At 61.8% G+C, this 22,234-nt stretch carries 21 protein-coding genes; 6 read left to right on the top strand and 15 right to left on the bottom strand.

Annotated elements, in window-relative coordinates:
- Positions 1–2 precede the first annotated feature (2 nt).
- Genes JK208_RS01575 through JK208_RS01565 form a run of 3 tightly spaced genes read left to right on the top strand, consistent with a single transcriptional unit; the run spans position 3 to position 2,674 of the window.
- Positions 3–779 (top strand): RNA methyltransferase, encoded by a 777-nt coding sequence (locus JK208_RS01575; protein ID WP_211574086.1) that lies wholly within the window; start codon positions 3–5, stop codon positions 777–779.
- 31 nt (positions 780–810) lie between these two features.
- Positions 811–1,776 carry an ion channel gene (locus JK208_RS01570; RefSeq protein WP_249201869.1) on the top strand — a complete coding sequence of 322 codons (966 nt, stop codon included), beginning with the start codon at positions 811–813 and terminating at the stop codon, positions 1,774–1,776.
- A gap of 13 nt (positions 1,777–1,789) precedes the next feature.
- Positions 1,790–2,674, top strand: a complete 885-nt coding sequence (locus tag JK208_RS01565; protein ID WP_211574084.1) for an aldose 1-epimerase family protein — start codon at positions 1,790–1,792, stop codon at positions 2,672–2,674.
- A gap of 48 nt (positions 2,675–2,722) precedes the next feature.
- Here the strand turns inward: JK208_RS01565 and gltX are convergent, their stop codons facing one another.
- The 5 genes from gltX to alkB form a co-directional block, all read right to left on the bottom strand.
- Positions 2,723–4,057, bottom strand: coding sequence for a glutamate--tRNA ligase (gene gltX, locus JK208_RS01560; protein WP_211574083.1), 1,335 nt, complete (start codon positions 4,055–4,057; stop codon positions 2,723–2,725).
- Positions 4,058–4,155: 98 nt separating this feature from the next.
- Positions 4,156–4,620: a hypothetical protein gene (locus JK208_RS01555; protein ID WP_211574082.1), complete on the bottom strand. Its 465-nt coding sequence runs from the start codon at positions 4,618–4,620 to the stop codon at positions 4,156–4,158.
- Entirely contained in the window at positions 4,617–5,831 is a 1,215-nt protein-coding gene (locus JK208_RS01550) for a nicotinate phosphoribosyltransferase (RefSeq protein ID WP_206033143.1), read from the bottom strand. Before JK208_RS01550 ends, JK208_RS01555 begins: the two co-directional genes overlap by 4 nt.
- Complete coding sequence (locus tag JK208_RS01545) at positions 5,831–7,219, bottom strand: class II 3-deoxy-7-phosphoheptulonate synthase (protein WP_194266801.1); 1,389 nt, start codon at positions 7,217–7,219, stop codon at positions 5,831–5,833. The genes JK208_RS01550 and JK208_RS01545 overlap by 1 nt, the downstream gene beginning before the upstream one ends.
- A gap of 47 nt (positions 7,220–7,266) precedes the next feature.
- Positions 7,267–7,920 carry a DNA oxidative demethylase AlkB gene (gene alkB, locus JK208_RS01540; protein ID WP_211574081.1) on the bottom strand — a complete coding sequence of 218 codons (654 nt, stop codon included), beginning with the start codon at positions 7,918–7,920 and terminating at the stop codon, positions 7,267–7,269.
- 209 nt (positions 7,921–8,129) lie between these two features.
- Here alkB and JK208_RS01535 point away from each other — a divergent pair, with 209 nt between their 5' ends.
- Complete coding sequence (locus JK208_RS01535) at positions 8,130–8,543, top strand: hypothetical protein (protein ID WP_174694200.1); 414 nt, start codon at positions 8,130–8,132, stop codon at positions 8,541–8,543.
- Positions 8,544–8,609: 66 nt separating this feature from the next.
- Positions 8,610–9,434, top strand: a complete 825-nt coding sequence (locus JK208_RS01530; RefSeq protein ID WP_211574080.1) for an alpha/beta fold hydrolase — start codon at positions 8,610–8,612, stop codon at positions 9,432–9,434.
- A 7-nt stretch (positions 9,435–9,441) separates the two neighbouring features.
- Here the strand turns inward: JK208_RS01530 and JK208_RS01525 are convergent, their stop codons facing one another.
- From JK208_RS01525 to JK208_RS01515, 3 genes are all read right to left on the bottom strand, one after another.
- The gene (locus JK208_RS01525) at positions 9,442–11,481 is read right to left on the bottom strand and encodes an FUSC family protein (RefSeq protein WP_194266609.1); all 2,040 of its coding nucleotides are present in this window, start codon (positions 11,479–11,481) and stop codon (positions 9,442–9,444) included.
- A gap of 80 nt (positions 11,482–11,561) precedes the next feature.
- Positions 11,562–12,956, bottom strand: a complete 1,395-nt coding sequence (gene gorA / locus JK208_RS01520; RefSeq protein WP_211574079.1) for a glutathione-disulfide reductase — start codon at positions 12,954–12,956, stop codon at positions 11,562–11,564.
- A 28-nt stretch (positions 12,957–12,984) separates the two neighbouring features.
- Positions 12,985–13,872 carry a ferredoxin--NADP reductase gene (locus JK208_RS01515; protein ID WP_194254312.1) on the bottom strand — a complete coding sequence of 296 codons (888 nt, stop codon included), beginning with the start codon at positions 13,870–13,872 and terminating at the stop codon, positions 12,985–12,987.
- A gap of 150 nt (positions 13,873–14,022) precedes the next feature.
- Here JK208_RS01515 and JK208_RS01510 point away from each other — a divergent pair, with 150 nt between their 5' ends.
- Complete coding sequence (locus tag JK208_RS01510) at positions 14,023–16,515, top strand: helicase-related protein (protein ID WP_249201868.1); 2,493 nt, start codon at positions 14,023–14,025, stop codon at positions 16,513–16,515.
- 37 nt (positions 16,516–16,552) lie between these two features.
- On the opposite strand, the gene JK208_RS01505 is transcribed toward JK208_RS01510, so the two are convergent.
- The 7 genes from JK208_RS01505 to JK208_RS01475 form a co-directional block, all read right to left on the bottom strand.
- Positions 16,553–17,158: a helix-turn-helix domain-containing protein gene (locus JK208_RS01505; protein WP_194261607.1), complete on the bottom strand. Its 606-nt coding sequence runs from the start codon at positions 17,156–17,158 to the stop codon at positions 16,553–16,555.
- A 252-nt stretch (positions 17,159–17,410) separates the two neighbouring features.
- Positions 17,411–18,178, bottom strand: a complete 768-nt coding sequence (locus JK208_RS01500) for an META domain-containing protein (RefSeq protein WP_211574077.1) — start codon at positions 18,176–18,178, stop codon at positions 17,411–17,413.
- A 12-nt stretch (positions 18,179–18,190) separates the two neighbouring features.
- Positions 18,191–19,453, bottom strand: a complete 1,263-nt coding sequence (gene serS / locus JK208_RS01495) for a serine--tRNA ligase (RefSeq protein ID WP_211574076.1) — start codon at positions 19,451–19,453, stop codon at positions 18,191–18,193.
- 24 nt (positions 19,454–19,477) lie between these two features.
- The gene (tatC, locus tag JK208_RS01490) at positions 19,478–20,263 is read right to left on the bottom strand and encodes a twin-arginine translocase subunit TatC (protein ID WP_062033683.1); all 786 of its coding nucleotides are present in this window, start codon (positions 20,261–20,263) and stop codon (positions 19,478–19,480) included.
- The gene (tatB, locus tag JK208_RS01485) at positions 20,260–20,865 is read right to left on the bottom strand and encodes a Sec-independent protein translocase protein TatB (protein ID WP_211574075.1); all 606 of its coding nucleotides are present in this window, start codon (positions 20,863–20,865) and stop codon (positions 20,260–20,262) included. The genes tatC and tatB overlap by 4 nt, the downstream gene beginning before the upstream one ends.
- Positions 20,866–20,874: 9 nt before the next feature.
- Positions 20,875–21,489 (bottom strand): SMC-Scp complex subunit ScpB, encoded by a 615-nt coding sequence (gene scpB / locus JK208_RS01480; RefSeq protein WP_211574074.1) that lies wholly within the window; start codon positions 21,487–21,489, stop codon positions 20,875–20,877.
- Positions 21,471–22,229, bottom strand: coding sequence for a ScpA family protein (locus tag JK208_RS01475; protein WP_211574073.1), 759 nt, complete (start codon positions 22,227–22,229; stop codon positions 21,471–21,473). The genes scpB and JK208_RS01475 overlap by 19 nt, the downstream gene beginning before the upstream one ends.
- Between the last annotated feature and the right edge of the window lie 5 nt (positions 22,230–22,234).

The raw sequence follows: 22,234 nt of genomic DNA, 5'->3' as shown, positions 1-22,234 counted from the left end.
TCATGACCGGACGTGACGGCGGGGCGGATATCGGCCCCCTTGGAGATTTTGATCCGGTTGTGATCCTTGTGCGCCCGCAGCTTGCCGAGAATATCGGCACGACGGCGCGCGCCATGGCGAATGGCGGCCTGTTCCATCTGCGGATCGTGGCCCCGCGCGACGGCTGGCCGCAGGAACGCGCTTGGTATGCGTCGTCGGGCGCGGACCGGATCTTGGGCGCGGCTCAGGTGTTCGAGACGGTGGACGATGCCGTGGCCGACCTGCACCGCATTTTCGCGACGTGCCCGCGCCCGCGCCATGTGGTCAAGCCGGTCATGACCGCGCGAGGTGCCGCGGCCGAACTGCGCGTCGCCTCTACCCGCGGTCTGCGCACCGGCATCCTGTTCGGACCCGAACGCGCCGGGCTGGACAACGAGGACATGGCCCGCGCCGATACGCTGGTCCGCTATCCGCTCAACCCGAAATTCATGTCCCTCAACCTCGCACAGGCCGTGCTGATCATGGCCTATGAGTGGTTCCTGACCGAGGACATGACGCCACCGCGCGAACTCATGACCAATGAGACGCATGTGGCGACGAAGGGGGAGATGGAGAATTTCATGTCCCATCTCATCCGTGATCTGGATGAGACCAATTTCCTTCGAAACGAGCAGAAACGCCCCGGCATGGTGCGGAACCTGCGTCATTTCTTCACCAGAGGCGAAGTCACGGAACAGGAGCTTCGCACCCTTCACGGCGTTGTCAGCGAACTGAGCAGCGCCCGCAGGAACAGGAGCTGACCCCATGATTCACTGGCGCCACCGGAAACGGATGCAAGCCCGATCTGATCCGGGGGCGCCAGAATCACAGCACGGACATCCCACCGTCGTCGAGACGGTCAACAGGATCCGGGCACATGTTCTCGAAGAGAACGGCCGCAGCGACATCATCCGCACAGGTCTGGATTCCGGCGCTCTTGGAGACCTCTACCATACCCTGATGACCATGAGCTGGTTCATGTTCTTCTGGGCCTCGATCGGGCTGTATCTGGTCATCAATATCGGCTTTGCGTTGATGTATTACATCATCCCGCACAGCGTCAGCGGCGTTCCGGACGGTGATTTCCTCGACGATATTTTCTTTAGCGTTCAAACGATTTCAACCGTCGGTTATGGCACCATGTCGCCTGTCGGAAGGCTGACGAACACCATCGTCTCGTTCGAAGTGCTGGCGGGCATGATGCTGAACGCGCTCGCCACCGGGCTGGTCTTCGCCCGCTTTTCGCGCCCTCGCGCCCGCGTACTGTTCAGTCATGTCGCGGTCGTCTCCTATGACGACGTGATCCCCACCCTCACGATCCGCATCGCCAACCAGCGCCGCACCCTGATCCTGTCCGCCAATATCGAAATGACGCTCACACGCCTCATGCCGGACGAGCGCGGTCGTCTGGTCCGGCGTTTCGACCGGCTCACGCTGGTACAGTCCCACATGCCGATCTTCCGCATCAGCCTGAACGCCACGCATCTGATCGACGGCCAGAGCCCGCTTTATGGCCTGTCCGCCGAGACGCTGATCGATCAGAACGCGGAAATCATCATCACGATGGATGGGACGGACGAAATCTCATCCCAGACTGTTTTCGCCCGTCATGCCTATGAAATCGGACATGTGAAACACGGCTACCGTTTTTCGGATATGATCGCCAATCGTCCGGACGGGCGGGTGGAGGTCGATTTCCGTCGCTTCCATACGACCGAGCCGGGCGATACGCCGCAAACGCCTGATCCTACCCCCTGACAGGAGACATCCCATGACGGATATCGTGACAGACGACAGACATGATTTCGGGACCGGCCTGCTGAAGGCCTCGGTCAGAAGCCATGGCGCCGAACTGGTCGCCTTGCATAACGGGACGGACGATCTGCTCTGGAACGCAGGACCGGCATGGCCGAGACAGTCGCCGGTCCTGTTTCCGATTATTGGCCGACTCCCAGAATACGAGATCACGCTCGATGGCACGCCCGTCCGGCTGAAACAGCACGGCTTAGCGCGGGACCGGGTCTTCCGCTGGATTGCACGGACACCCGAAGGCTGCACGCTGGAGCTGGTGGACGACGTCGAAAGCCATGCGATCTTCCCGTCCGCCTTCCGGCTGCGACTGGTCTATCTGATCGAGAACAACACCCTGCGCGTCTCGTATCATCTGCATAATCCGGACAGCACCAGCACGCTCCATGCCTCCCTCGGCGCGCATCCAGCGTTCCGCTGGCCGCTAAAAGAGGGCGTGGCAAAAGACAGCTACAGGCTGGTTTTTGAATATGACGAGCCCCTGCCCGTCCGGCGCATTGACGCTGACGGGCTGCTTTTGCCGGAAAAACAGCATACGCCGGTCCGGGACAACGTCCTTGCACTGACGGATGCGCTTTTTGAAAAAGACGCGCTCATCATGGAGAAGCCCGAAAGCCGGTCCGTGGACATGGTCGGTCCGGACGGAGCGGGTATCCGGTTCGTCTGGGGCGGCTTCAAAGAACTTGGCCTGTGGACGAAACCCGGAGCCGATTTCCTGTGCATCGAGCCATGGTACGGCTATGCAACGCCAGTTGGCTTCAAGGGCAATTTTTCACAGAAACCCGGCCTGTTACATCTGAAGCCGGGCGAAAGCTGGACGGCGTTCTGGTCCGTCAAGGCGATCTGAAAGATCAACCCCGTCGCGCTTCTCAACAAGCGCGACGGGGCAACAGGGTCAGGCCTGGATAGCGTCCCGCAGACGGGAAACCGTGCGCTCGCGCCCCATCAGGCCGAGCAGGACGTGCAGTTCCGGGCCTGCGTCTTCACCGGTCAGGGCCAGGCGCAGCGGCATGAAGAGGGTGCGCCCCTTGCGGCCCGAAGCCTCCTTGAGCGTGTTGGTCCAGTCCTTCCAGGTGTCCTCGCCCCACGACTCGGCAGGAAGGGTGTCGAGGGCCTGCTGAAGGAACTCGCGGTCTTCCGGCTGTGAGGGCGGGACGATCGTGCCATGCACCACGTCCCACCAGTGCGGGATCTCGGCGGAGAGATCCACGTTTCCGCGCACGGCGTTCCAGAACGTCTCGTCGGCTTCCGGCGGCAGATGCGCCTTTGCGGCCTCGAACGGCAGGCTGTGCAGCGCACGGCGGTTCAGGGCGAGAAGCTGCGTCATGTCGAACCGCGCGGCCGACTTGGAAACATGCGAGATGTCATAGGCCGCAATGGCCTCGTCCATCGTCATGACCTGCGGATCGTCAGACGATCCCACGCGAGCGAGATAGGAGACGATCGACATCGGCTCCAGCCCATCCTGACGCAGGGATTTCAGCGCAAGCGAGTCGAACCGCTTCGACAGCTTCCCGCCATCGGAATCCAGCAAAAGTGGGAGATGCGCGAAGGTGAAGCGGTTGGGCTTCGCGCCCAGCGCCTCGGCGATATCGATCTGCACGCCGGTGTTGGTCACATGGTCTTCACCACGGACGATATGCGTGATGCCCAGATCCAGATCGTCGATCACGGAAGCCAGCGTGTAAAGGATTGTACCGTCCCCACGCACCAGAACCGGATCGGAAATGGCCGTCAGCTTGACCGAGCACTCGTCCATGACGAGGTCGTTCCATTTGCGGCTGCCATCGCTCAGGCGGAAACGCCAGTGCGGGGTCTTGCCGTTGGCTTCGGCGCGGGCGCGCTGGTCAGCCGTAAGCTTGAGCATCGCGCGATCATAGATCGGCGCCTTGCCGCAGCGGATGCGGGCTTCGCGCTTGGCGTTCAGTTCGTATTCCGTCTCAAAACAGGGATAAAGACGCCCTGTTGCCTTCAGCTTTTCAATGACTTCGGCATAACGGTCCAGCCGTTCGGACTGGCGGACGTACTCGTCCCATTTCAGCCCCAGCCAGGACAGATCCTTGCCGATTGCCTCTTCATATTCGGGCTTGCCCCGGCTGGTATCGGTATCGTCGATCCGCAGCAGGAATTTTGCGCCGTTATGGCGTGCGAAGAGGAAGTTGGCGACGGCAAGGCGCGCATTGCCAACATGCAGGTAACCGGTCGGGGACGGAGCGAAGCGCAGTTTCATGACGCCTTAATGCCGCATGATGCGCCGCGTTGCCAGAGCGGGTTTTTATGAAGGGCCATGCAAAAGAAGGGGAGAGCCCCCCTCCCTGCATCCGGTGTTCAGTGACGGATCACTTCGTGGCGGTTTTCGTCGTCTTCGTCGTCGTCATCATCCGGCGGACCAGCGATTTCCTCGTCATCGACAAGGCGACGCGGGTCAATGGCGCGCCAGTCACGCTCCATCGGGGTCGCACGGCTGGCCGCGAAGTCTTCGAGTTCCGTGGAGGACTTCCAGCCATCCTCGCCAGCGTCCACGACTTCGGCATTTTCGCCGAAAGCGAACCAGTTCTCGATCACTTCATTGCTGCTCGCACCCGGAGTGCGGCACCGCTCGATGCTGTCGCGGACGTAAGCACGGGCATAGGCGTTGGCATGCATCAGGTCGATGAAGTCCTTGACCACCTCAACCGTGTCATCCTCGCCTTCCGACGCGCCGGACAGGTCGATGATGCGTACGCTCCACGTTCCCGTCTGCGGGTCGTTTTCCGGGGCACCTTCGACAGGGTCAATCGTATCGTCGGTCATGAAATGTCCTTGGATGTCTCGTGGCTGTCACGGACCTTCTGGAGCAGGAACTCGCGTCCGAGTTTGACGCGGGGCTGCCCGTCATAGGCCACGATATCAGCCGTTGCATAGGTTTCGGACCAGCGGTCGGGGATGAAGGACCCGCTGCCGATCACGTCGATCGGGGCATGAGCGTCCCGCATCGTCGAACATTTGGCGACGTTGAAGCCGGAAGACGCAACAATCCTGACATGATGGAACCCTGCATGATCCAGAGCCTCCCTCATCCGCCAGATCGCCGCCGCCGACACGCCCGTTCCCACCAGATCGCGCAGTTCCTGATCGGAACGATAGCGGCGGATGGTGCCCGGCGTGTGACGCTCAAGCACACCATATGAGGTCTGGGGGTCCAGTCCTTCAAGGAAGCGACCACCATGCGTGTCCAGACGGACACTCAGATGGCCCTTTGCAGCACGCTCGGGGAAGCGGCGACAGACGGCGAGCGCGTCCGTGATTTCCTGTCCGAAGTAATCCACCAGCACAGTCAGCGGATCGTTCGGATAGACTTCGTCATACATCTCCGCCGCACGCAGCGTGGAGCCTGCATAGCCGATCAGGGCATGGGGCATCGTGCCCAGACCGGCATCAAGACCGAAGAAACCAGCCGTGGCATCATTAGCATTGCCGATGAAGCCACGAGCGCCTTCCTTGCGAGCCGCTCGGGAGCCGACGCCCGCCGCATAGGCCATCTGTTCCTGCATCTCGAAGCCTGCACAGTGGCGGGCGTCCATGGCAAGGAACGGAATGGAGGGGAGCGCCATGGCCATTTGATAAGCATTATGCGCGGCCACGCAGGTCGAGCCGATCCGCTGAAGCACCAGCGTTTCCAGCGGCGCCAGACGGCTGAAACTGCCGGTCAGGTACAGGAGCGGCTCGCCCGCCCCGACCCACTCGCCTTCGGCATACATTTCCCGGCATTGAAGATCGAAGCCCTGCGCCTCCGCCACGTTCTTCAGCCACTGCGTGACCAGACCGCAGGCCGCAATCACCGGGCGGCGGATGAACACCGCATAGGTGACGCGGGAATCCCCGAAATGCTCCACGATATGCCGCGTTCGCCCGAAATAGGCGTCCGTCCGCGCTTCGATGGTTGTCTCGTCCAGCGGGCCGAGAGTACCAAGCGCGCGCCGGAGCGCGGCTTGTGGAGTATTCTGGGGATCGGAAGCGGTCATTATTTCTTTCCTGCTCGTCCCGTCAATTCCTGAGCAAGAAGGAAGGCCATTTCAAGGGACTGTTCCGCATTAAGGCGCGGATCACAGAATGTTTCATAGCGACCGGCCAGATCATCCTCGGTGAGACACTGGGCACCACCGATGCATTCCGTGACGTCCTGACCGGTCATTTCAAGATGGATGCCGCCCGGACGACGACCCGCTGCCTCGAAGACGTCGAAGAAGCCGAGCACCTCGCCAAGGATGTTGTCGAAAGAGCGCGTCTTGATCTTGCTGGACGTGGTCGTGGTGTTGCCATGCATCGGATCGCACAGCCACGTCACAGTGCGGCCCGTGCGGTTCACGGCATCGAGCAGCGGCGGCAGATGCTCACGCACCTTGTCCTTGCCCATGCGCGAGATCAGCGTGATGCGCCCGGCCTCATCATTCGGGTTCAGGATTTCGAGCAGCTTTTCGAGATCCGCAACCGTCGTGGTCGGGCCGACCTTGATGCCGATCGGGTTCTGCACGCCGCGCAGGAACTCGACATGCGCGCCGTCCGGCTGACGGGTGCGATCGCCGATCCACAGGAAATGCGCCGAGCAGTCGTAATAGGCACCGCTCGTGCTGTCCACGCGGGTCAGGGCCTGTTCGTAAGGCAGCAGCAAGGCTTCGTGAGACGTGTAGAACTCCGTCTCGTCGATCTGCGAGGCCGAACCGTCAAACCCGCAGGCGCGGAGGAAGGACAGCGTCTCGTCGATGCGGTGGGCCAGATCCTGATAGCGCGCTGCGAGCGGAGAACGCTCCACAAAGCCCAGATTCCAGCTATGGACCTGATGCAGGTTCGCATAGCCGCCATGCGCGAAAGCCCGGAGCAGGTTCATCACGCCGGCGGACTGGAAATATCCGGTCTCCATACGGCGCGGATCGGGAATACGGGCTTCGGGCGTGAATTCGGGGCCATTGATGATGTCACCGCGATAGCATGGCAGCGTTACGCCATCGATCGTCTCGGTATTGGACGAGCGCGGCTTGGCGTACTGTCCGGCCATGCGCCCGATCTTCACGACCGGCACCTTGGCAGCGAATGTCAGAACGACCGCCATCTGGAGCAGGACGCGGAACGTGTCGCGCACGATGTCAGCCGTGAACTCGTCGAAGCTCTCGGCACAGGCGCCGCCCTGAAGGACGAAGGCTTCCCCGCGCGAGGCTGCGGCCAGCCGGGTCTTGAGGCGACGGGCTTCCCCCGCAAAGACCAGCGGTGGATATCGATGCAGACGAGCTTCGACAGCAGCAAGCGCCGCTTCATCCGCATAGGATGGAGCCTGGACGATGGGGCGGGAACGCCAGCTTGCAGGAGACCAGGACATCGTGTTGGTGGACGTCGGGGTCTGGCTCGAGGGGTGCATCAAATGCCCTCCGGAAAGGTGTGAATGCGGGAGTTGCGGGGGGCTGGTTATGGCTGAAAAAGCGCGACGTTGATAGCGCGAAACGTCAGATTGTATCGCATGGCCCCTGTCTGCGGATGGAATGTTTCGCGAATGCGGGAGAGCCCATGCCATGCAAAGCGCGATGTCCCACCCCAGACCACGACATCCCCATCCAGAAGTTCGATGACGCACTTCGGATCGCTCCGGCTCGTGCCACCAAACGCAAAACGTGCCGGGATACCAAGGGAAACCGATACAACCGGCGCTTCCGGCCGCCCCTCGTCACGGTCCTGATGCAGCCCCATGCCCGCTCCCGGCGCATAGCGGTTGATGAGGCAGGACGCTGGATCGAAGCCGTTATATCCCGCTTCCGCTGCCGCCCGGACAGCCAGATGACGAAGTGCGTCCGGCATGGCTGGCCAGAACAGGCCGGTCTGTGGATCGGTTCGGGTGTAGCAATATCCCGATGGATCGGCTGTCCAGCCACAGGCTCCGCAGGAGGTCATGGCGGCGGACATCGGCCCCATGCGCGTGTAGAAATGCCGGAAGGGCGCGACGGCGCTCACCTCCGTAATGGCCTGATGAAGCGCAGAAGCATCCGGCAGCGCAAAGCCAGGCATCCACACCGCGCCCTCCGCCAGAACGGTTCTGGGACGCAGAGACGCGAAAAGATCCTCCATCAACCTCTCTCCGAACGGCGATAAAATTTCCCGAATTGCGGCATGAGCCTGCATATGGGGACGTTGCACAGGAAAAGAACTCTTGAACCCGGCTCAAAGCAGGCCGATTATAAAAGTATATGCCGCCTTGCCGATGAATGTCAGACCATGACGTTATCAGAACTCTGCAAGGCAGTTTTGTTGTCATGATCGGCCAAGGACTGGATCACATGTTGTCCTCTTCCCGTTTCTTCTGCCACGCCCTGCTGGCGACTGCCCTGGTGGCAGGGGCGGCACAGGCCCAGACCGCGACGTTCGGTCAGCCTTATGCCTCCGGCACGACCCTTCCCGTGCAGCCGAATCAAGGGCAGACGGACGCCAAGCAGCAGGCCACGACAGGCGGCGAGCATTTCCGGGCACGCGGCCATCGCAAACCGCCTCCGGGCTATTCCGATACGCCGTCCAACGATTTCGAGCATGGCCCGGACCCGGATCATGAGGCGGGTGTGGAACGTGATTCCGTAACGGGCGCAAACCTCTCCAAGTTCGGATCGTCCTATCAGGGTAGCAACAACACGCAGTCCGGCCAGCTCGGCGACGCCACCGGCAACGGCTATGTCGCGCCGCGCGGAAACGGCTGGTAAGACACGCAACCAAAACCCCGGCAGCAAGTTCTGATCCCCGTATGACTTCCTTCGAGGATCAGAACCATGCCGTATATCACCGCAACTGATGGAACGAGCCTGCACGTCAAGGACATGGGGGCAGGCAAGCCTGTCGTCCTGATTCATGGGTGGCCCCTCACCGGGGACATGTGGGAAAAACAGACGCTTGCACTGGTGGAGGCGGGTTATCGCGTCATCACCTATGACCGGCGCGGCTTCGGCCAGTCCGGCCACCCGATCGACTGCTACGACTACGATACATTTGCCGACGATCTGGCGGTCATTCTTGAACAGCTCGATCTGTGGGATGCGACGCTGGTCGGCTTCTCCATGGGCGGCGGCGAAGTCGCCCGCTATCTGAGCCGACATGGTCGTTCACGCATTTCCAAAACCGTCCTGCTGTCGTCCGTCGTGCCGTTCCTGCTCAAGACGTCCGACAATCCTAAAGGCGTGGACATTGCCGTGCTCGACGGCATCAAGCAGAAAATCCGTCAGGACCGTTTTGGCTTCCTGAAAGATTTCATTCCAGACTTCTACGGCGTCAGCATGATCCATCACCCCGTCAGTCAGGGCGTGCTGGACTGGTCCTTCCTGCTGGCCAGCATGGCTAGCCCGATGGCCACGCTGGACTGCGTGGATGCGTGGGGCACGACCGATTTCCGTCCGGATCTTCAGGCCTTTACCGTGCCGACGCTGGTAATCCATGGAACAGGTGATTCAACCGTTCCGGCGGAAATCTCCGGCGAGAAAGCCGCAGCGGCCATTCCGGGTTCGACCTGGATTTCCTATGAAGGCGCGCCGCACGGACTGTTCCTGACCCATGCCGAGCGGGTGAACGAGGATCTGCTCCGCTTCCTCGCCACACCCTGAGGGCGCCTTAGAACGCGCCTTTGAGAAACGCCCTGCTGACCGGCATTTCCGTCCGCACGATCAGCAGGGAACCAATGGCCAGAACCAGATCGTGGCGGATCGACGGGTCCTGCGACTGACGTTCCAGCGCATAAAGCTCGTCGAGTGTTGGGTCGATGGTTGCTGTCGTGTGCGTCAGAGGCAGCTTGCGGCGGGACAGGTTGCGGACCAGCCCGTCCACTGCAGCCACCGCTGTGTCAGGCAGGCTTCCATGCTGTGCGAGTTTACGCAGCATCAGCACATTTCGTCCGACCGTCAGCACCGAGAGCGTTCCGCGCAGCATGGCCTCTGCCCGATCGCTGGACAGGGAACCCGCAAAGCGCACGGCGCGCTCCATGCTCTGCGTGCCTTCGTTGATCCAGACATATTCGTCCATCACGACACCCGGCAACGCCAGACGTCGCAGGCTGCGCTTGAGCTGATAGCGCAGGACTTCGCCCGCACGAGCGGGCGTAAACGGCAGGATGGCACGGAAGATCACCACACCCGCTCCAAGGCCGAGCAACAGGGCGATGGTGGTGTTAAACCAGCCGAGCTCGTTGATACGTCCCTGATTGTCCATCCCCAGCAGGAATGGAAAAAACGTCCCATATGACGCCGCCATAACCGCAGTGGACGGATTGCGGGCTGCCAACCCGCCGATCATCATGAAGAACCCGACCACGAGGCAGAAGAACGGATAATTCGCCGTAACCGGCATAACGATAAAGACCGGGATGATGCTTCCCAGAGCCGCGAAAACCGCACCGTAGAAAAATGCGGAACTCAACAGCACGGTGTTCTCGAAGGTTGCAAAACGCGCGCAGACCACGGCGATAAAGGTCAGGAACACGCTGCCCTGCGGCCATGCCGTGACTTCCCAGACATAGGCCCCGAACAGCAACGCCACGGTCGTGCGGATGCCGTTGCGCATGGACGCGCGCCAGTCCGGATTGCGGGTCAGGCGATGCCGTTCGGACACTGGTGCCCCATCCACGCTGGCCCGATAGGAGCGCAGGGTCTCGCACAGATCGGACAGCATGACTTCCACGCCCGTGAGGATGATGCCCTCGTTGAGGGAATCCTCGTCGTCGCGTGGCAGAACCGTTTGCATGCGCCCGCGACATTCCGCCAGAAGGGCCTCGGCCTGCATCAGGGCACCGATTCCGCGACGGTCCGTCACCAGACGCTCCGGCAAGCCGTCCAGAGCATTGGCCATGTTTTCCAGAAACGGCCGCAGAGCTTCAGGCTGATGCGTCACGGACGTCATGCGGGTGCGCAGACCCAGTCCACGCGATAGAACACGCGCAACTAGCCCGAGCGTGACATAGGCGTGCTCGACTTCGTTGCCTTCGCTGCGGATCTCGATACGGCTGAATTCAATCTGGTCGCTGGAAGCCTGAAGAGAGCCCAGCAGCGCAGACAGATCATCCGTCGCGCCCGTTTTCTGGCGCAGCACGGCCGTCAGCGCCGGGATGGCGCGGGTGAGGATGGCCTGAAGACGGTTCCGCAGCTCTTCACGCGCGCGCCCAGCGACATTGGGCAGCGCGATCATGCCCATCGCCGTCTCGCAAATCACCCCGAGGAAAATATAGGTTCCACGCGCCATCGCGATGTTGAAGACGTGGTCCGGTTCCTTCACCGCACCCAGCGCGATGATGGTGCAGGTATAGCCCGCAAGCACGAGCGCATAACCGCGGAAATTATGCGTCAGCGTGGCAAGGCCCGCGCACAGCCCGACCCAGATAGCAAGAGCCGGCAGAAACAGCCACGGCGATTGCGGGAACGCTGCCATGAGGACAATGGCCATCACCATCCCGATGACGGTGCCGACCAGACGCCAGCGCCCTTTGGAAATACTCTCGCCGCGCGAATTCTGGGCGACGATCCAGACGGTCATGGCGGCCCATTGCGGCTCACCGAGTTCCATCCACAGCGCAATCGCCAGCGCCAGAAGCGAGGCGACCGTAGTGCGGAGGGCGAACATGACGGACGTGATGGACGGGGCAAACAGCCAGCCAAACTTCATGCCCGGTCTTGCCCTTCAGAAATTCTGTGACGGCCCGACTGCCGGGCCTCCGTGAGACCAGTACGCGCCGTCATGATGTGTCAGCCTGCTTTTCGGGGAACGTGGCGTGTGAGGCTTCGCATGGTCACGAACTCCTCTGCGCTGGTGGGGTGCAGGCCAATCGTGCGATCGAAATCCCGCTTTGTCAGCTTTGCCGTAATCGCAATGGCCAGGCCCTGAATGATTTCCGGCGCATCCGGGCCGATCATGTGGGCGCCAAGCACGATCTGGCTCTTTGTGTCCACGACGAGCTTCATCAGGGTCTTGCCTTTGCGGCCTGAAAGGGTCTGGCGCATCGGCGTAAAGCTGGACGTGTAGATATCCACGTCATGGCTCTGGACGGCCTCTTCTTCGCTCAGACCAACCGTAGCGAGCGGCTGGGAGAAGAACACGGCCTTGGGCGTCGTGGCGAAAGACCATTCCCGGCCTGGTTCGCCAAACAGCCGCTCGGCGAGGATATGACCTTCGGCAATGGCGGTCGGCGTGAGGTTGTAGGTGTCCGTCACGTCGCCGATTGCATAGATGCCGGGTACGTTGGTGGTCGCATCATCCGGCTTGGCCGGAATCCGGCCGTCCCATGTGGCCACACCCGCATTATCGAGCTTGAGCGGCGCCAGATTGGGATGACGGCCCGTCGCCATGAACACGCAGTCCGTCTCGATGATCGCGCCGCCGTCAAGATGCAGACGGAAAGCCTCGCCGATCTTCTCGATCCGCTCCGGCGAGCGTCCGGGATGCGCTTTGATGCCGTTCAGTGGCAGCAGTTCGGAGAGATGGGCGCGCAGTTCGTTGTCGAACCCGCGCAGAGGGTGCGACTGGCGGAACACCAGATCGACCTTCGACCCCAGCCCTGCAAAAATCCCGGCAAATTCTAGGCCAATATAGCCGCTGCCGATCACGGCGACGCGCTCGGGGCGGTCCGCCAGATGGAAGGCATCGTCCGAGACAATGGCGTGTTCGGCGCCGGGAATATTCAGGCGCGTGGGCGTGGAGCCCGTGGCGATGACGATGTTCTTTGCCCGGACACGCTGGACGGGCGCGTCCGGTGCGAGTTCGGACGCGCCGATTTCGACCGTATGGGCGTCCACGAAACTGGCATCGCCCGTAAACAGCGTCACGCCCGCCTTTTCCAGCATCGAAACATAGATGCGGTTGAGGCGCTCGATCTCGCGGTCCTTGGCGCTGATCAGTGTAGACCAGTCATGGGCGACCGGCGCGACGTCCCATCCATAGGACGGGGCATCGGCGATTTCGCGGCCATAATCGGCCGCATAGACCATCAGTTTTTTAGGTACGCAGCCCAGATTGACGCAGGTTCCGCCCCAGTGACGGCGCTCCGCAATCGCGACGCGCGCTCCGTTCTGGGCGGCAATGCGCGCGCAGCGCACTCCGCCCGAACCGGCACCAATAACGAACAGATCAAAATCCTGCATCATCCTGGCCTTTCGTACCCTGTTTGAAACCTCAGCGCTCGGCGAAGGCCTTTTCAACGACATACGAACCCTGATGGCTCATATTGCCTTCCTCAAAGCCCATACGCTCCAGCAGAGCTTCGGTGTCGGCCAGCATTTCCGGCGAACCGCAGATCATGACACGGTCATGCTCGGGGTCCAGCTTGTCGATGCCCAGATCTTCGAAGATCTTGCCCGTTTCGATCAGCTTGGTGATGCGATCGGTCACGGCATAATCTTCGCGGGTCACAGCCGGGTAGTAGCGCAGCTTGCCGGCAACGAACTCACCGAGGAACTCGTGCTCTGGCAGTTCGTGGCGGATGTGGTTCTCGTAGGCCAGCTCGCCCGAAATACGGACGGTATGACTGAGGATCACATTCTCATAGCGCTCATAGGCTTCAGGGTCCTTGATGAGGCTCATGAACGGCGCCAGACCCGTTCCCGTGGACAGGAAATACAGGTTGCGGCCCGGTTTGAGGTTGTCGAGCAGCAGTGTACCAACCGGCTTGCGGCCGATCAGAACCGTATCACCAACCTTCACATGGCGCAGACGCGAGGTCAGCGGGCCATCGGGAACGGCAATGGAGAGGAACTCCATGTTGTCTTCGTAATTGGCGGACGCGATCGAATACGCGCGCAGGAGCGGCTTGCCCTCGACTTCGATACCGATCATCGCGAACTGGCCGTTCTCGAAACGCAGACCGGGATCGCGCGTCGTGGTGAAGCTGAACAGGCGGTCCGTCCAGTGATGGACCGTCAGCACCTTGGCCGGATACAGATGCGCATATTCCTTGCTCGGCTCGGCAAGACGGTACTGCTTCGGATGGCCTTCAAACGGCACAAGCCCGGTCAGGGGCTCGTCGATCTCGGGCGTGGGGGCGGCAAAAGTCGGGTTAGACATGTCTGGTTCTGTCTCCGATGCGGAACGGATAACAGGTCTCGGACCTGATAAGGGTCGGGTCTTTTAGCCCAATCGTCACCGCTCGGGAAACCCATGTGCGTTGAAGCGCATGCCGGAATGACGCACAAGACTCTTATGACAGACGACTCCATGCCGGACGCCCCTCTTTCCGACACTCTCTCTCCGGCCGAACGCGCCCTTGCGCGGGCCGAGGCTGATTTCGGAAGCCCGCTCGAGATTACATCGCGCGAACGCCCTGCCCTGCTGCGTCAGGTCGCGCGCAGGCTTGAAGGCCCAGAGGCAAGCCTGTCCCATGACGGGTTGATCGAGGCGCTGTGCGTTGTGCGCCGCAAGACATGGGCATCCCAGCTCATGAATCTGTGCCGCAGGGCCGGTGAAGTCTGGGTGAGTAAAGCCGACACGCAGGATGCGGCGGCCCGCACCCATGACCCGCGCGCCGACATGCCTGCCCTGCGCCGGACACTGGACGACGTCCTGATGACGCGCTGGCAGGAGATGGGTGATTCTCCGCGTGCCGTTCTGGAAGATGTCCGCGCCGATCTGGCCGATACCGGGCTAATCCTGTCGAGTGGTCAGCTTGAAAAGCTCTCACAGAGCATTGCCAGCGCCTTCGGCAGCGTCGATCTGGGCTTTGAGGACGATCTGCGGATTGCCGAAGAACGCCGCGCCCGTGAACAGGCCGATATTCAGGCCCGCGCCGAAGAACGCAGAGCACGCGAACTGGAACGCCTGCGGCAATGGGAAGAGGGACTCGTCAGCTTCGACGACCTGCCCGGCGTTCTGCACTGCTCCCGCCGCGAGGCGCTGCGCTGGGTTGCGGAAAACCGGATTCCCGTTGCGCGCCGCGAAACGCGCCCGGACGGAATCGAACTGTTCTTTTTCGATCCCACAGAACTCAAGCGCCTTCGGACGTTCCTCCCGCAGTGGCGCAGCGGAACGAAAGACCGGCCGGAAGTTCTGGATCTGGGCAACAAGGCGGGCAATGCGGCCATTGCCCGTGTCGCGGCGCTGGACCGGTTCGCAGCCCATTTCCGCACGGCACGCGCGCTGAAACGGCGCATCACTCTGGTAACGGGTCCGACGAACTCCGGAAAATCTTACACCGCCCTCAATGCGCTGGCGAATGCCGAGAGCGGGCTGGCGCTCGCGCCCCTGCGCCTGCTCGCCCATGAATTCCGCGAGTCCCTACTCTCACGCGGCGTTCCGGCATCCCTGTCCACAGGCGAGGAGCGGATTGAAATGCCGGGCGCGCGCCATCTGGCAGCGACGGTCGAGATGTGTCCGTTCCACAATCCGGTGGATGTGGCGATCATCGATGAAGCCCAGATGCTCGCCGATCCGGACCGTGGGGCCGCCTGGACGGCAGCCATCATGGGCGTCCCGGCGCGGCATGTCTTCATCCTCGGCGCGCCGGACTGCATCCCTCTGGTCAAGCGCATCGCCGAGCTTTGCGACGATCCTGTGGACGAGATCCATCTCGAACGCAAAAGCCCGCTCAAAGCGGGTGAGACGCTGCATCTCGATGAACTCAAGCCCAGCGACGCTGTCATCGCCTTTTCGCGCCGCGAAGTGCTGGATCTGCGCGCCGAGCTCATGGCGCGCGGGCGTCGCGTGGCTGTGGTTTACGGCGCTCTGAGCCCGGAAGTCCGTCGTGCGGAAGCGGCCCGGTTCAATAATGGCGAAGCCGATATCCTCATTGCGACGGATGCCATCGGTATGGGGCTGAACCTCTCCATCCGGCGCGTGGTGTTCAGTGCGCTGCGTAAGTTCGACGGACGCCAGACGCGCGATCTGGTCTCGCAGGAAGTCAAACAGATCGGCGGTCGCGCCGGACGCTACGGCAAGCATGAAAACGGGCTGGTCTGCGTATTGGCCGGAGCGGGCAGCCCGACCTTCGTCAAGAAGATGCTGAGTGCGCCGCCTGAAGTCGTGACGGAACTCCGCCCGCTGGTTCAGCCGGATTCGGATATCGTCCGGGCCGTTGCCGAAGAAATTGCCAGCGACAGTCTTTATGGCGTTCTGACACGCATCAAACATGCCGTTCTGCGTGCGGATGACCCGAACTATCGTCTCGCCGACATGGAGCAGGCTCTCGAAATTGCGGCCGCTCTGGAGGGCGTGGAAAACCTCGATCTCTCGACCCGCTGGACCTACGCCATGTGCCCGATCGATGAGCGGGACAACGGTATCCAGCGCCTTGTCCAGTGGGCTGCGGACCATGCGGCCGGACGCCCGGTTCCACCGCCGGGTACGGGGCGGCTGCCGCATCCAGAACAGGCGGGACGTGAGGAACTGGAGCGGGCCGAGAAGCGGCACAAACGGCTGGTGGCGTGGCGCTGGCTCGCTTTGCGCTTCCCGGACGCTTATCCCGCCCGTCAGGACGCGGAAATCAACACGTCCATTCTCAATGACTGGATCGAACAGGTTCTGCGGACCCAGAGCCGGATGCGCGAGAGCCAGAAGCAGCAGCGTATCGGAGGGCGTCCGGGGCGCGGCGGCGGGAAGTCTGGAGACAGAAGCTCTTTTTCGGGTTCGAAAAAGCCGGGGTCCCACTCGGGAGGCCGGACGTTCCCTGCGAAAGGCGGCAAGCGTCCCGGCAGTACGCGCAGACGGCCCTCTTAAGAGGGCACTGGCCTGGCGAAAGTCAGGCCGTTTTCGCTCAGGCCGACTTGGGCGGGCGGGGAGTTTTTGCGCTCTGGCCTTCGCTATGACGCACGCGCCGCTCGATCCATTTCTGGGCCTGTAGCTTGATGAGCGGATCAAGCTGCCGGTAGAGGGCAAGCATCGTGTCTTCATCTGGCGTCAGGGTTGCCTGAATCGCCTTGTAGGCCATACCCGTCAGCAGAACTTCGGGCTCCACGCCCAGAACTTCGGCCAGACCGCCCAGATGCTTTCCCACATGGCCTGAGCGGCCTGTTTCCCAGAAAGCCACGGCCGAGCGCGAAATCCCGACTTTTTCGGCCAGCTGATTCTGGCTCAGCCCGGCCATTTCCCGCAAAAGCCGAATACGACGCCCAAGCTCTAGCCCGGGGGAAAGCTGTGCTTGTGGAATGGCATCTTTGGTCAATACGGCCTCCGTTTCTCTAATCCATGCCTTGTATGCCGCTTCGGAAGTCTGCGTCGGAACAAGCGACTTTCCTTCTGTTCTGAAGCAGACGCGCCCCGCGGCAAGCGTCACAATTTCGCGCACTTCGCGCACTGTCCGGTCAGATGCGGAATAAGACGTCCATTTCTGCCCGAGACCGAGCTGAAGTGCCGTTTTCATGTCTAAACCTCCAGACTGATGACAGCGGCGCGATCCATCCTGCGCCCGTTCTGCGACAGAAATTTTCCGCCTGTCAGAGTTTTCGCGTCATCAGCGAAAAGCTCTGTCTGCTCGATCCATTTGGAAGATAGCGGTAGCCGGATCAGATTAGTCCTATTTCGCTTTTCAAGGAAAGAGGGAGGATACCCCCCTGCCCTTTCAAAAAACACGGAGGACGAAAAGTTTCCTGAAAATCCGTCTTTTAGCGAATTTCTACTGGGCATCCTGCGGTACCAGCACCATCGTGCCAGACGTCGCATTTCCGTGCAGGACAAGATGGTTTTCACCGTCCCGGGACCATGACGTTACGGTCGGAAAGAAGGCGCCGATCTTCTGTTCCTGCGCCATCAGCGGCGGCAGGCAGGCTTTTCGTGTCGTGGCCATTGGCTGGAACTGAAGCGTCTGCGCTTTAAGCCGGAAATGGCCCATCAGACGGTTGCAGCCATCCGTCCCGTACACCGTGCCATCCTGTTGAAGGGTCAGACCCGGCGCTTCGGGGGTATTGGGGATATTCAGATTGCCGACACTCTGGATTCGCCATGTTCCGTACGGTGCGCGAACGGTCGTTTCCGCGACACGCCGCAGCAGAAGCTGCGGGTGATCGAGCGGCGTGCCTCCGTCGGGCGTGGCGAACAGTCGCTGCCCCTCAACCGTAATTTCCGCGTTCAGCACATAATGCCCCCCTGGCGGCAGCGCGGGGTAGGTCAGCGTATAGGGAATGGGCACGCCATGATGGATCTCCGCGCGCTGCTCGGCCATGACGAGGGGCGCGCCATGCGTGGCTCCCGTATCCTCGATCCAGACGCTCAGAACAGCGCCCGGTGGCAGGGCCATGCGCTCACGATACAGAGCCTGACCCTGCAGCGTGTGCATGGTGGCCGCCTGACTCGCCATCTGGCTGGCCGCATAAACCGGTGCAGTGGACAGGATTGAGCCTGCCACCAGCAGGTTCAGGGCAAAGCAGCGGAGCGTGATCATCATGCGTCAGTGTCCTCAGCCGATGCGGTTCAGCCCGCCCATGTAAGGACGCAGAACCTCGGGGATATCGATGCTGCCGTCTTCGTTCTGATAAGTCTCCATGACCGCGATCATCGTCCGGCCGACAGCAAGACCGGAGCCGTTAAGCGTGTTGACGAAGGCCGGTCCGTTTTCTGCACGATAGCGCGCATTCATGCGGCGTGCCTGAAAATCGCGCGTGTTGGAGCACGAGGAAATTTCACGCCATGCCTTCTGACCCGGTAGCCAGGCTTCCAGATCGAACGTCTTGGCAGCACCAAACCCCGTATCGCCCGCGCAGAGCAGCATCCGGCGAAAGGTGATGCCCAGACGCTCCAGAACCGTCTCGGCGGCCTGCGTCATGCGTTCGTGCTCGGCGTCGCTGTCTTCGGGACGCACGACGGAGACCAGTTCGCATTTGGTGAACTGGTGCTGGCGCAGCATCCCGCGCACGTCGCGCCCGGCGGAACCGGCTTCGGAGCGAAAGCATTGCGAGAGTGCGGTCATGCGGATCGGCAGGGCATCAGCGGGCAGAATATCACCCATGACGGACGCTGTGAGCGGGACTTCGGCGGTCGGGATCAGCCAGCGGCCGTCTTCGGTACGGAACGAGTCCTCGGCGAATTTGGGCAGCTTGTCCGTGCCGTACATCGCGTCGTCATTGACCAGAAGCGGCACGCTGGTTTCGCTGTAGCCGAACTCGGTCGTATGGGTGTCGAGCATGAACTGGCCAAGGGCGCGTTCCAGACGCGCCAGCGCACCGCGCAGAACCACAAAACGCGTGCCCGACAGTTTGGCCGCGGTCGGGAAGTCCATCTGGCCCAGCGCTTCGCCGAGTTCGAAATGCTGTTTCGGCTCGAAAGCCAGCTCGCGCTTTTCGCCTCGGACATGGACGACGACGTTGTCATCTTCGCTCCTGCCGTCCGGGACGGAGGCGTCAAGACGGTTTGGCAGGGCTTTCAGCACATCGTCGATCCGGGTCTGGATCGTGTTGGCACGCTCTTCAAGCCCGGCGATCTGATCCCGCAGGGCTACGGCCTTTGCTTCAATCTCAGCAGTGTCGAGCTTCTGCCGCTTGAGCAGGCCAATTTCCTTGGCGATCGTCTTGCGGGCAGCCTGCGCTTCCTGAAGCGCGACCAGAGCAGCCCGGCGCTCTTCGTCTTCGCTGACGAGTTGCTGTCCCACGGGTGACAGGCCCCGACGTGCGAGAGCAGCGTCAAAAGCGGCCGGGTCGGCGCGCAGGGCTTTCAGGTCATGCATGGTTCAAGGCTCCGGCAGGTGTCATCAGTCTTCGTCGGCGGCCATCGGTTTCGGTTCCACGAACCGGGCCGTCAGAATGGATACCTCGTACAGTGCGACGAGAGGAATGGCGAGGCTCAGCATCGTAATCGCATCCGGCGGCGCAATGACGGCCGCCACCGCAAAGGACGCAACGACGGCATAACGGCGGAAACGCTTGAGTTGCGCCACGCTCAGCAGGCCCACACGGACCAGCAGCGTCAGGATGACGGGCAACTCGAAGCAGACCCCGAACGCCAGGATCATTTTCGTCACCAGCGTCAGATATTCCGAGACCTTGGCCTGAAGTTCGATCTGCATGCCTCCATCAGTGTTCTGTGGCGTCTGGAAGGACAGGAAGAACTGCCACGCGTAAGGAAACACGACGTAATAGGCCAGTGCAGCGCCAATCAGGAACATGATGGGCGTGGCGATCAGGAAGGGCGCAAAGGCGCGTTTCTCGCTACGATACAGACCGGGCGCGATGAAGATCCATGCCTGAATGGCGATCATCGGAAAGGACAGGCAGGTCGCGCCGAACACGGCCACGCGGATATAGGTAAAGAAGGCCTCATACAGCGCGGTGTAAATCAGGTGCGGCTGTTCGCCGTTTTTGCGCATGATGTTGCCGAGCGGGGCCGCCAGAAAGCGGTAAATCTCGCCCGAAAAATGGTAGCAGATGGCAAAGGCGATCACGAAGGTCACGATCGACCAGATCAGCCGTTTGCGCAGTTCCACGAGATGTTCGAGGAGCGGCATCGGCGTGTCGTTGATGCTGTCGGTGTCGGTCATTCGCCGTCCTTTCCGCTCGCGATGGGGATGCGCCGACCGGCATGGATGGCCCGGACAGGCGGCAGAATATCAGGCGCGCGCCAGCGGGAGCGCTCATGCTGGAGCCGCCGTGCCGTGCTGGGCGGAAGAATGGACGGAGCGCCAACGACATCTTCGTTGACGTCCGGTTCCTCCTGCGCGGGCAGGTCCACGGCTGACTCGAACTGTGGACGGGCATTGTAGGGCACCGTTTCCAGATCGGTCAGGGAGGGCGGCGGCGGAAGCGGCGGGGCGGGCGGAACCTTTGGCAGCGCGGCGGCGGAGGCTTTCGTCGGCGCATCCAGTTCCAGACTGCGGCGGATAGAATTATCGCCGTCGATGGCTTTCGTGACGCGGTCACGCAGATTGAAACTCTTCAGATCCCGAAACTGGTCCCGCGCCTCGGACAGATCGGCCTCACGGACCATTTCGTCCACATGGGACTGGAACTCCGAGGCCATGCGCCGCATCGCCTTCAGCCCGTTGGACAGGGTGCGAATGGCAACCGGCAGGTCCTTCGGGCGGATGAACACCATCGCCACCATCACGAACAGCGCAATTTCCGAGAAACTGAAGTCAAACATGCGACATTCCTAGCCTGTCTGCTCCGTTCCGCCTACGGCAGAACCGTCCGGGGCATCGTCTTCCGCCTCCGTGGAGGCCCGATCCAGCAGGAAATCTTCCCTCCGCGGCAAGGCGGCAAGATCGGGAAGGGCAAAACTTTCCAGAAAATGAGCCGTGGTGCCCCACAGAACAGGGCGACCGGGCACCTCCTTGCGGCCTTTGGGCGCAATCAGGCTGTCTTCCAGCAGGGCGTCGAGCACGGCCTGTCCGAGCGAAACACCCCGAATGGCCTCGATTTCAGCGCGGGTGCAAGGCTGGTGATAGGCCACGATTGCCAGGGTTTCCATCGCCCCCCGGCTCAGGCGACGCGGCTTTTCCACGACTTTTGTCAAAGCCGAAGCGTATTCGGGACGGGTGCGAAACTGCCAGCCACCCGCAACCAGCACCATTTCGATGGCATGATCGGCATAGAGTGCACGGACGGCCTCCACAGCCTCATCCGTCGAAATGGCGATAGACTGGGTTTTCAGAAGTTCTGCGATTGCAGACGGTTTGACGGGTTCAGGACTGGCGAAAACCAGTGCCTCCACCAAGTGGCAGGCCCGATCGAGCATTTCGGAGTCGGTCATGATGCGGGACGCCATTCGATGAGACCGAAAGCCTCGGGCTGACGCAGTTCCAGCGCCCCGCCCTTCGCCATTTCCAATCCGGCCAGCAGCGTCCCGGCCAAAGCTGCGTTGCGTCCATAAGGTCCCTCCTCTCCATCCAGTTCGTTCGGGTCGGGCAAAAGGGAGGTCAGGGTGTGCCAGCCGACCACGCTGTCGGTTCCGAGGAGGCGTTTGAGACGGGACAGCGCGTCCTGCACGCTCCAGTAGCGGCGGGCACGCGGGGCATAGACCGTGCGGCGGCCTGTTCTGCGCCGGGCGGACAGATAGGCCGTAATGAGCGCGGGCATCTCCACACGCAGGCCCGAGCGGTCAATTTCGGTATGGTCCTCGCCCTGCCCGCGCCGGAACACGTCCAGACCCAGACGGGGCTGTGCGCCCAGCCACTGGGCGGCGGCACGCATCCGTTCAAGTTCGATCAGGCGTTCCTGAAGAAGCTCAATCGCATCTTCGGCGTCCGGATCTTCGTTTTCGGCGGGGAGCAGCAGTTTGGATTTCAGCCAGGCAAGCCATGCCGCCATGACGAGCCAGTCCGCCGCCAGTTCCAGCCGCAGGCTCCGCGCTTCCGCACGGGCCTTGTCCACGACGGCCAGATACTGCTCCACCAGTTGCAGGATGGAGATTTTCGCCAGATCCACCTTCTGTTTACGGGCAAGGTCGAGGAGCAGATCGAGCGGCCCCTCAAACCCGTCAAGCGTCAGATGCAGTGTCTCGCTCAAACGCC

The organism is Gluconobacter sp. Dm-74 (assembly GCF_018256135.1).
Taxonomy (GTDB): Bacteria; Pseudomonadota; Alphaproteobacteria; order Acetobacterales; family Acetobacteraceae; genus Gluconobacter; species Gluconobacter cadivus.
This window is presented reverse-complemented; position numbering and strand designations above follow the sequence as displayed.

Coding starts and splice junctions, on each gene's coding strand:
- JK208_RS01535 (WP_174694200.1), top strand. CDS start 8,130: ATGTTGTCCTCTTCCCGTTTCTTCTGCCACGCCCTGCTGGCGACTGCC.
- JK208_RS01530 (WP_211574080.1), top strand. CDS start 8,610: ATGCCGTATATCACCGCAACTGATGGAACGAGCCTGCACGTCAAGGAC.
- gltX (WP_211574083.1), bottom strand. CDS start 4,057: ATGAAACTGCGCTTCGCTCCGTCCCCGACCGGTTACCTGCATGTTGGC.
- JK208_RS01545 (WP_194266801.1), bottom strand. CDS start 7,219: ATGCACCCCTCGAGCCAGACCCCGACGTCCACCAACACGATGTCCTGG.
- tatB (WP_211574075.1), bottom strand. CDS start 20,865: ATGTTTGACTTCAGTTTCTCGGAAATTGCGCTGTTCGTGATGGTGGCG.
- scpB (WP_211574074.1), bottom strand. CDS start 21,489: ATGGCGTCCCGCATCATGACCGACTCCGAAATGCTCGATCGGGCCTGC.
- JK208_RS01515 (WP_194254312.1), bottom strand. CDS start 13,872: ATGTCTAACCCGACTTTTGCCGCCCCCACGCCCGAGATCGACGAGCCC.
- JK208_RS01555 (WP_211574082.1), bottom strand. CDS start 4,620: ATGACCGACGATACGATTGACCCTGTCGAAGGTGCCCCGGAAAACGAC.
- JK208_RS01575 (WP_211574086.1), top strand. CDS start 3: ATGACCGGACGTGACGGCGGGGCGGATATCGGCCCCCTTGGAGATTTT.
- tatC (WP_062033683.1), bottom strand. CDS start 20,263: ATGACCGACACCGACAGCATCAACGACACGCCGATGCCGCTCCTCGAA.
- JK208_RS01550 (WP_206033143.1), bottom strand. CDS start 5,831: ATGACCGCTTCCGATCCCCAGAATACTCCACAAGCCGCGCTCCGGCGC.
- JK208_RS01510 (WP_249201868.1), top strand. CDS start 14,023: ATGCCGGACGCCCCTCTTTCCGACACTCTCTCTCCGGCCGAACGCGCC.
- gorA (WP_211574079.1), bottom strand. CDS start 12,956: ATGATGCAGGATTTTGATCTGTTCGTTATTGGTGCCGGTTCGGGCGGA.
- JK208_RS01505 (WP_194261607.1), bottom strand. CDS start 17,158: ATGAAAACGGCACTTCAGCTCGGTCTCGGGCAGAAATGGACGTCTTAT.
- serS (WP_211574076.1), bottom strand. CDS start 19,453: ATGCATGACCTGAAAGCCCTGCGCGCCGACCCGGCCGCTTTTGACGCT.
- JK208_RS01565 (WP_211574084.1), top strand. CDS start 1,790: ATGACGGATATCGTGACAGACGACAGACATGATTTCGGGACCGGCCTG.
- JK208_RS01500 (WP_211574077.1), bottom strand. CDS start 18,178: ATGATGATCACGCTCCGCTGCTTTGCCCTGAACCTGCTGGTGGCAGGC.
- JK208_RS01525 (WP_194266609.1), bottom strand. CDS start 11,481: ATGAAGTTTGGCTGGCTGTTTGCCCCGTCCATCACGTCCGTCATGTTC.
- alkB (WP_211574081.1), bottom strand. CDS start 7,920: ATGGAGGATCTTTTCGCGTCTCTGCGTCCCAGAACCGTTCTGGCGGAG.
- JK208_RS01570 (WP_249201869.1), top strand. CDS start 811: ATGCAAGCCCGATCTGATCCGGGGGCGCCAGAATCACAGCACGGACAT.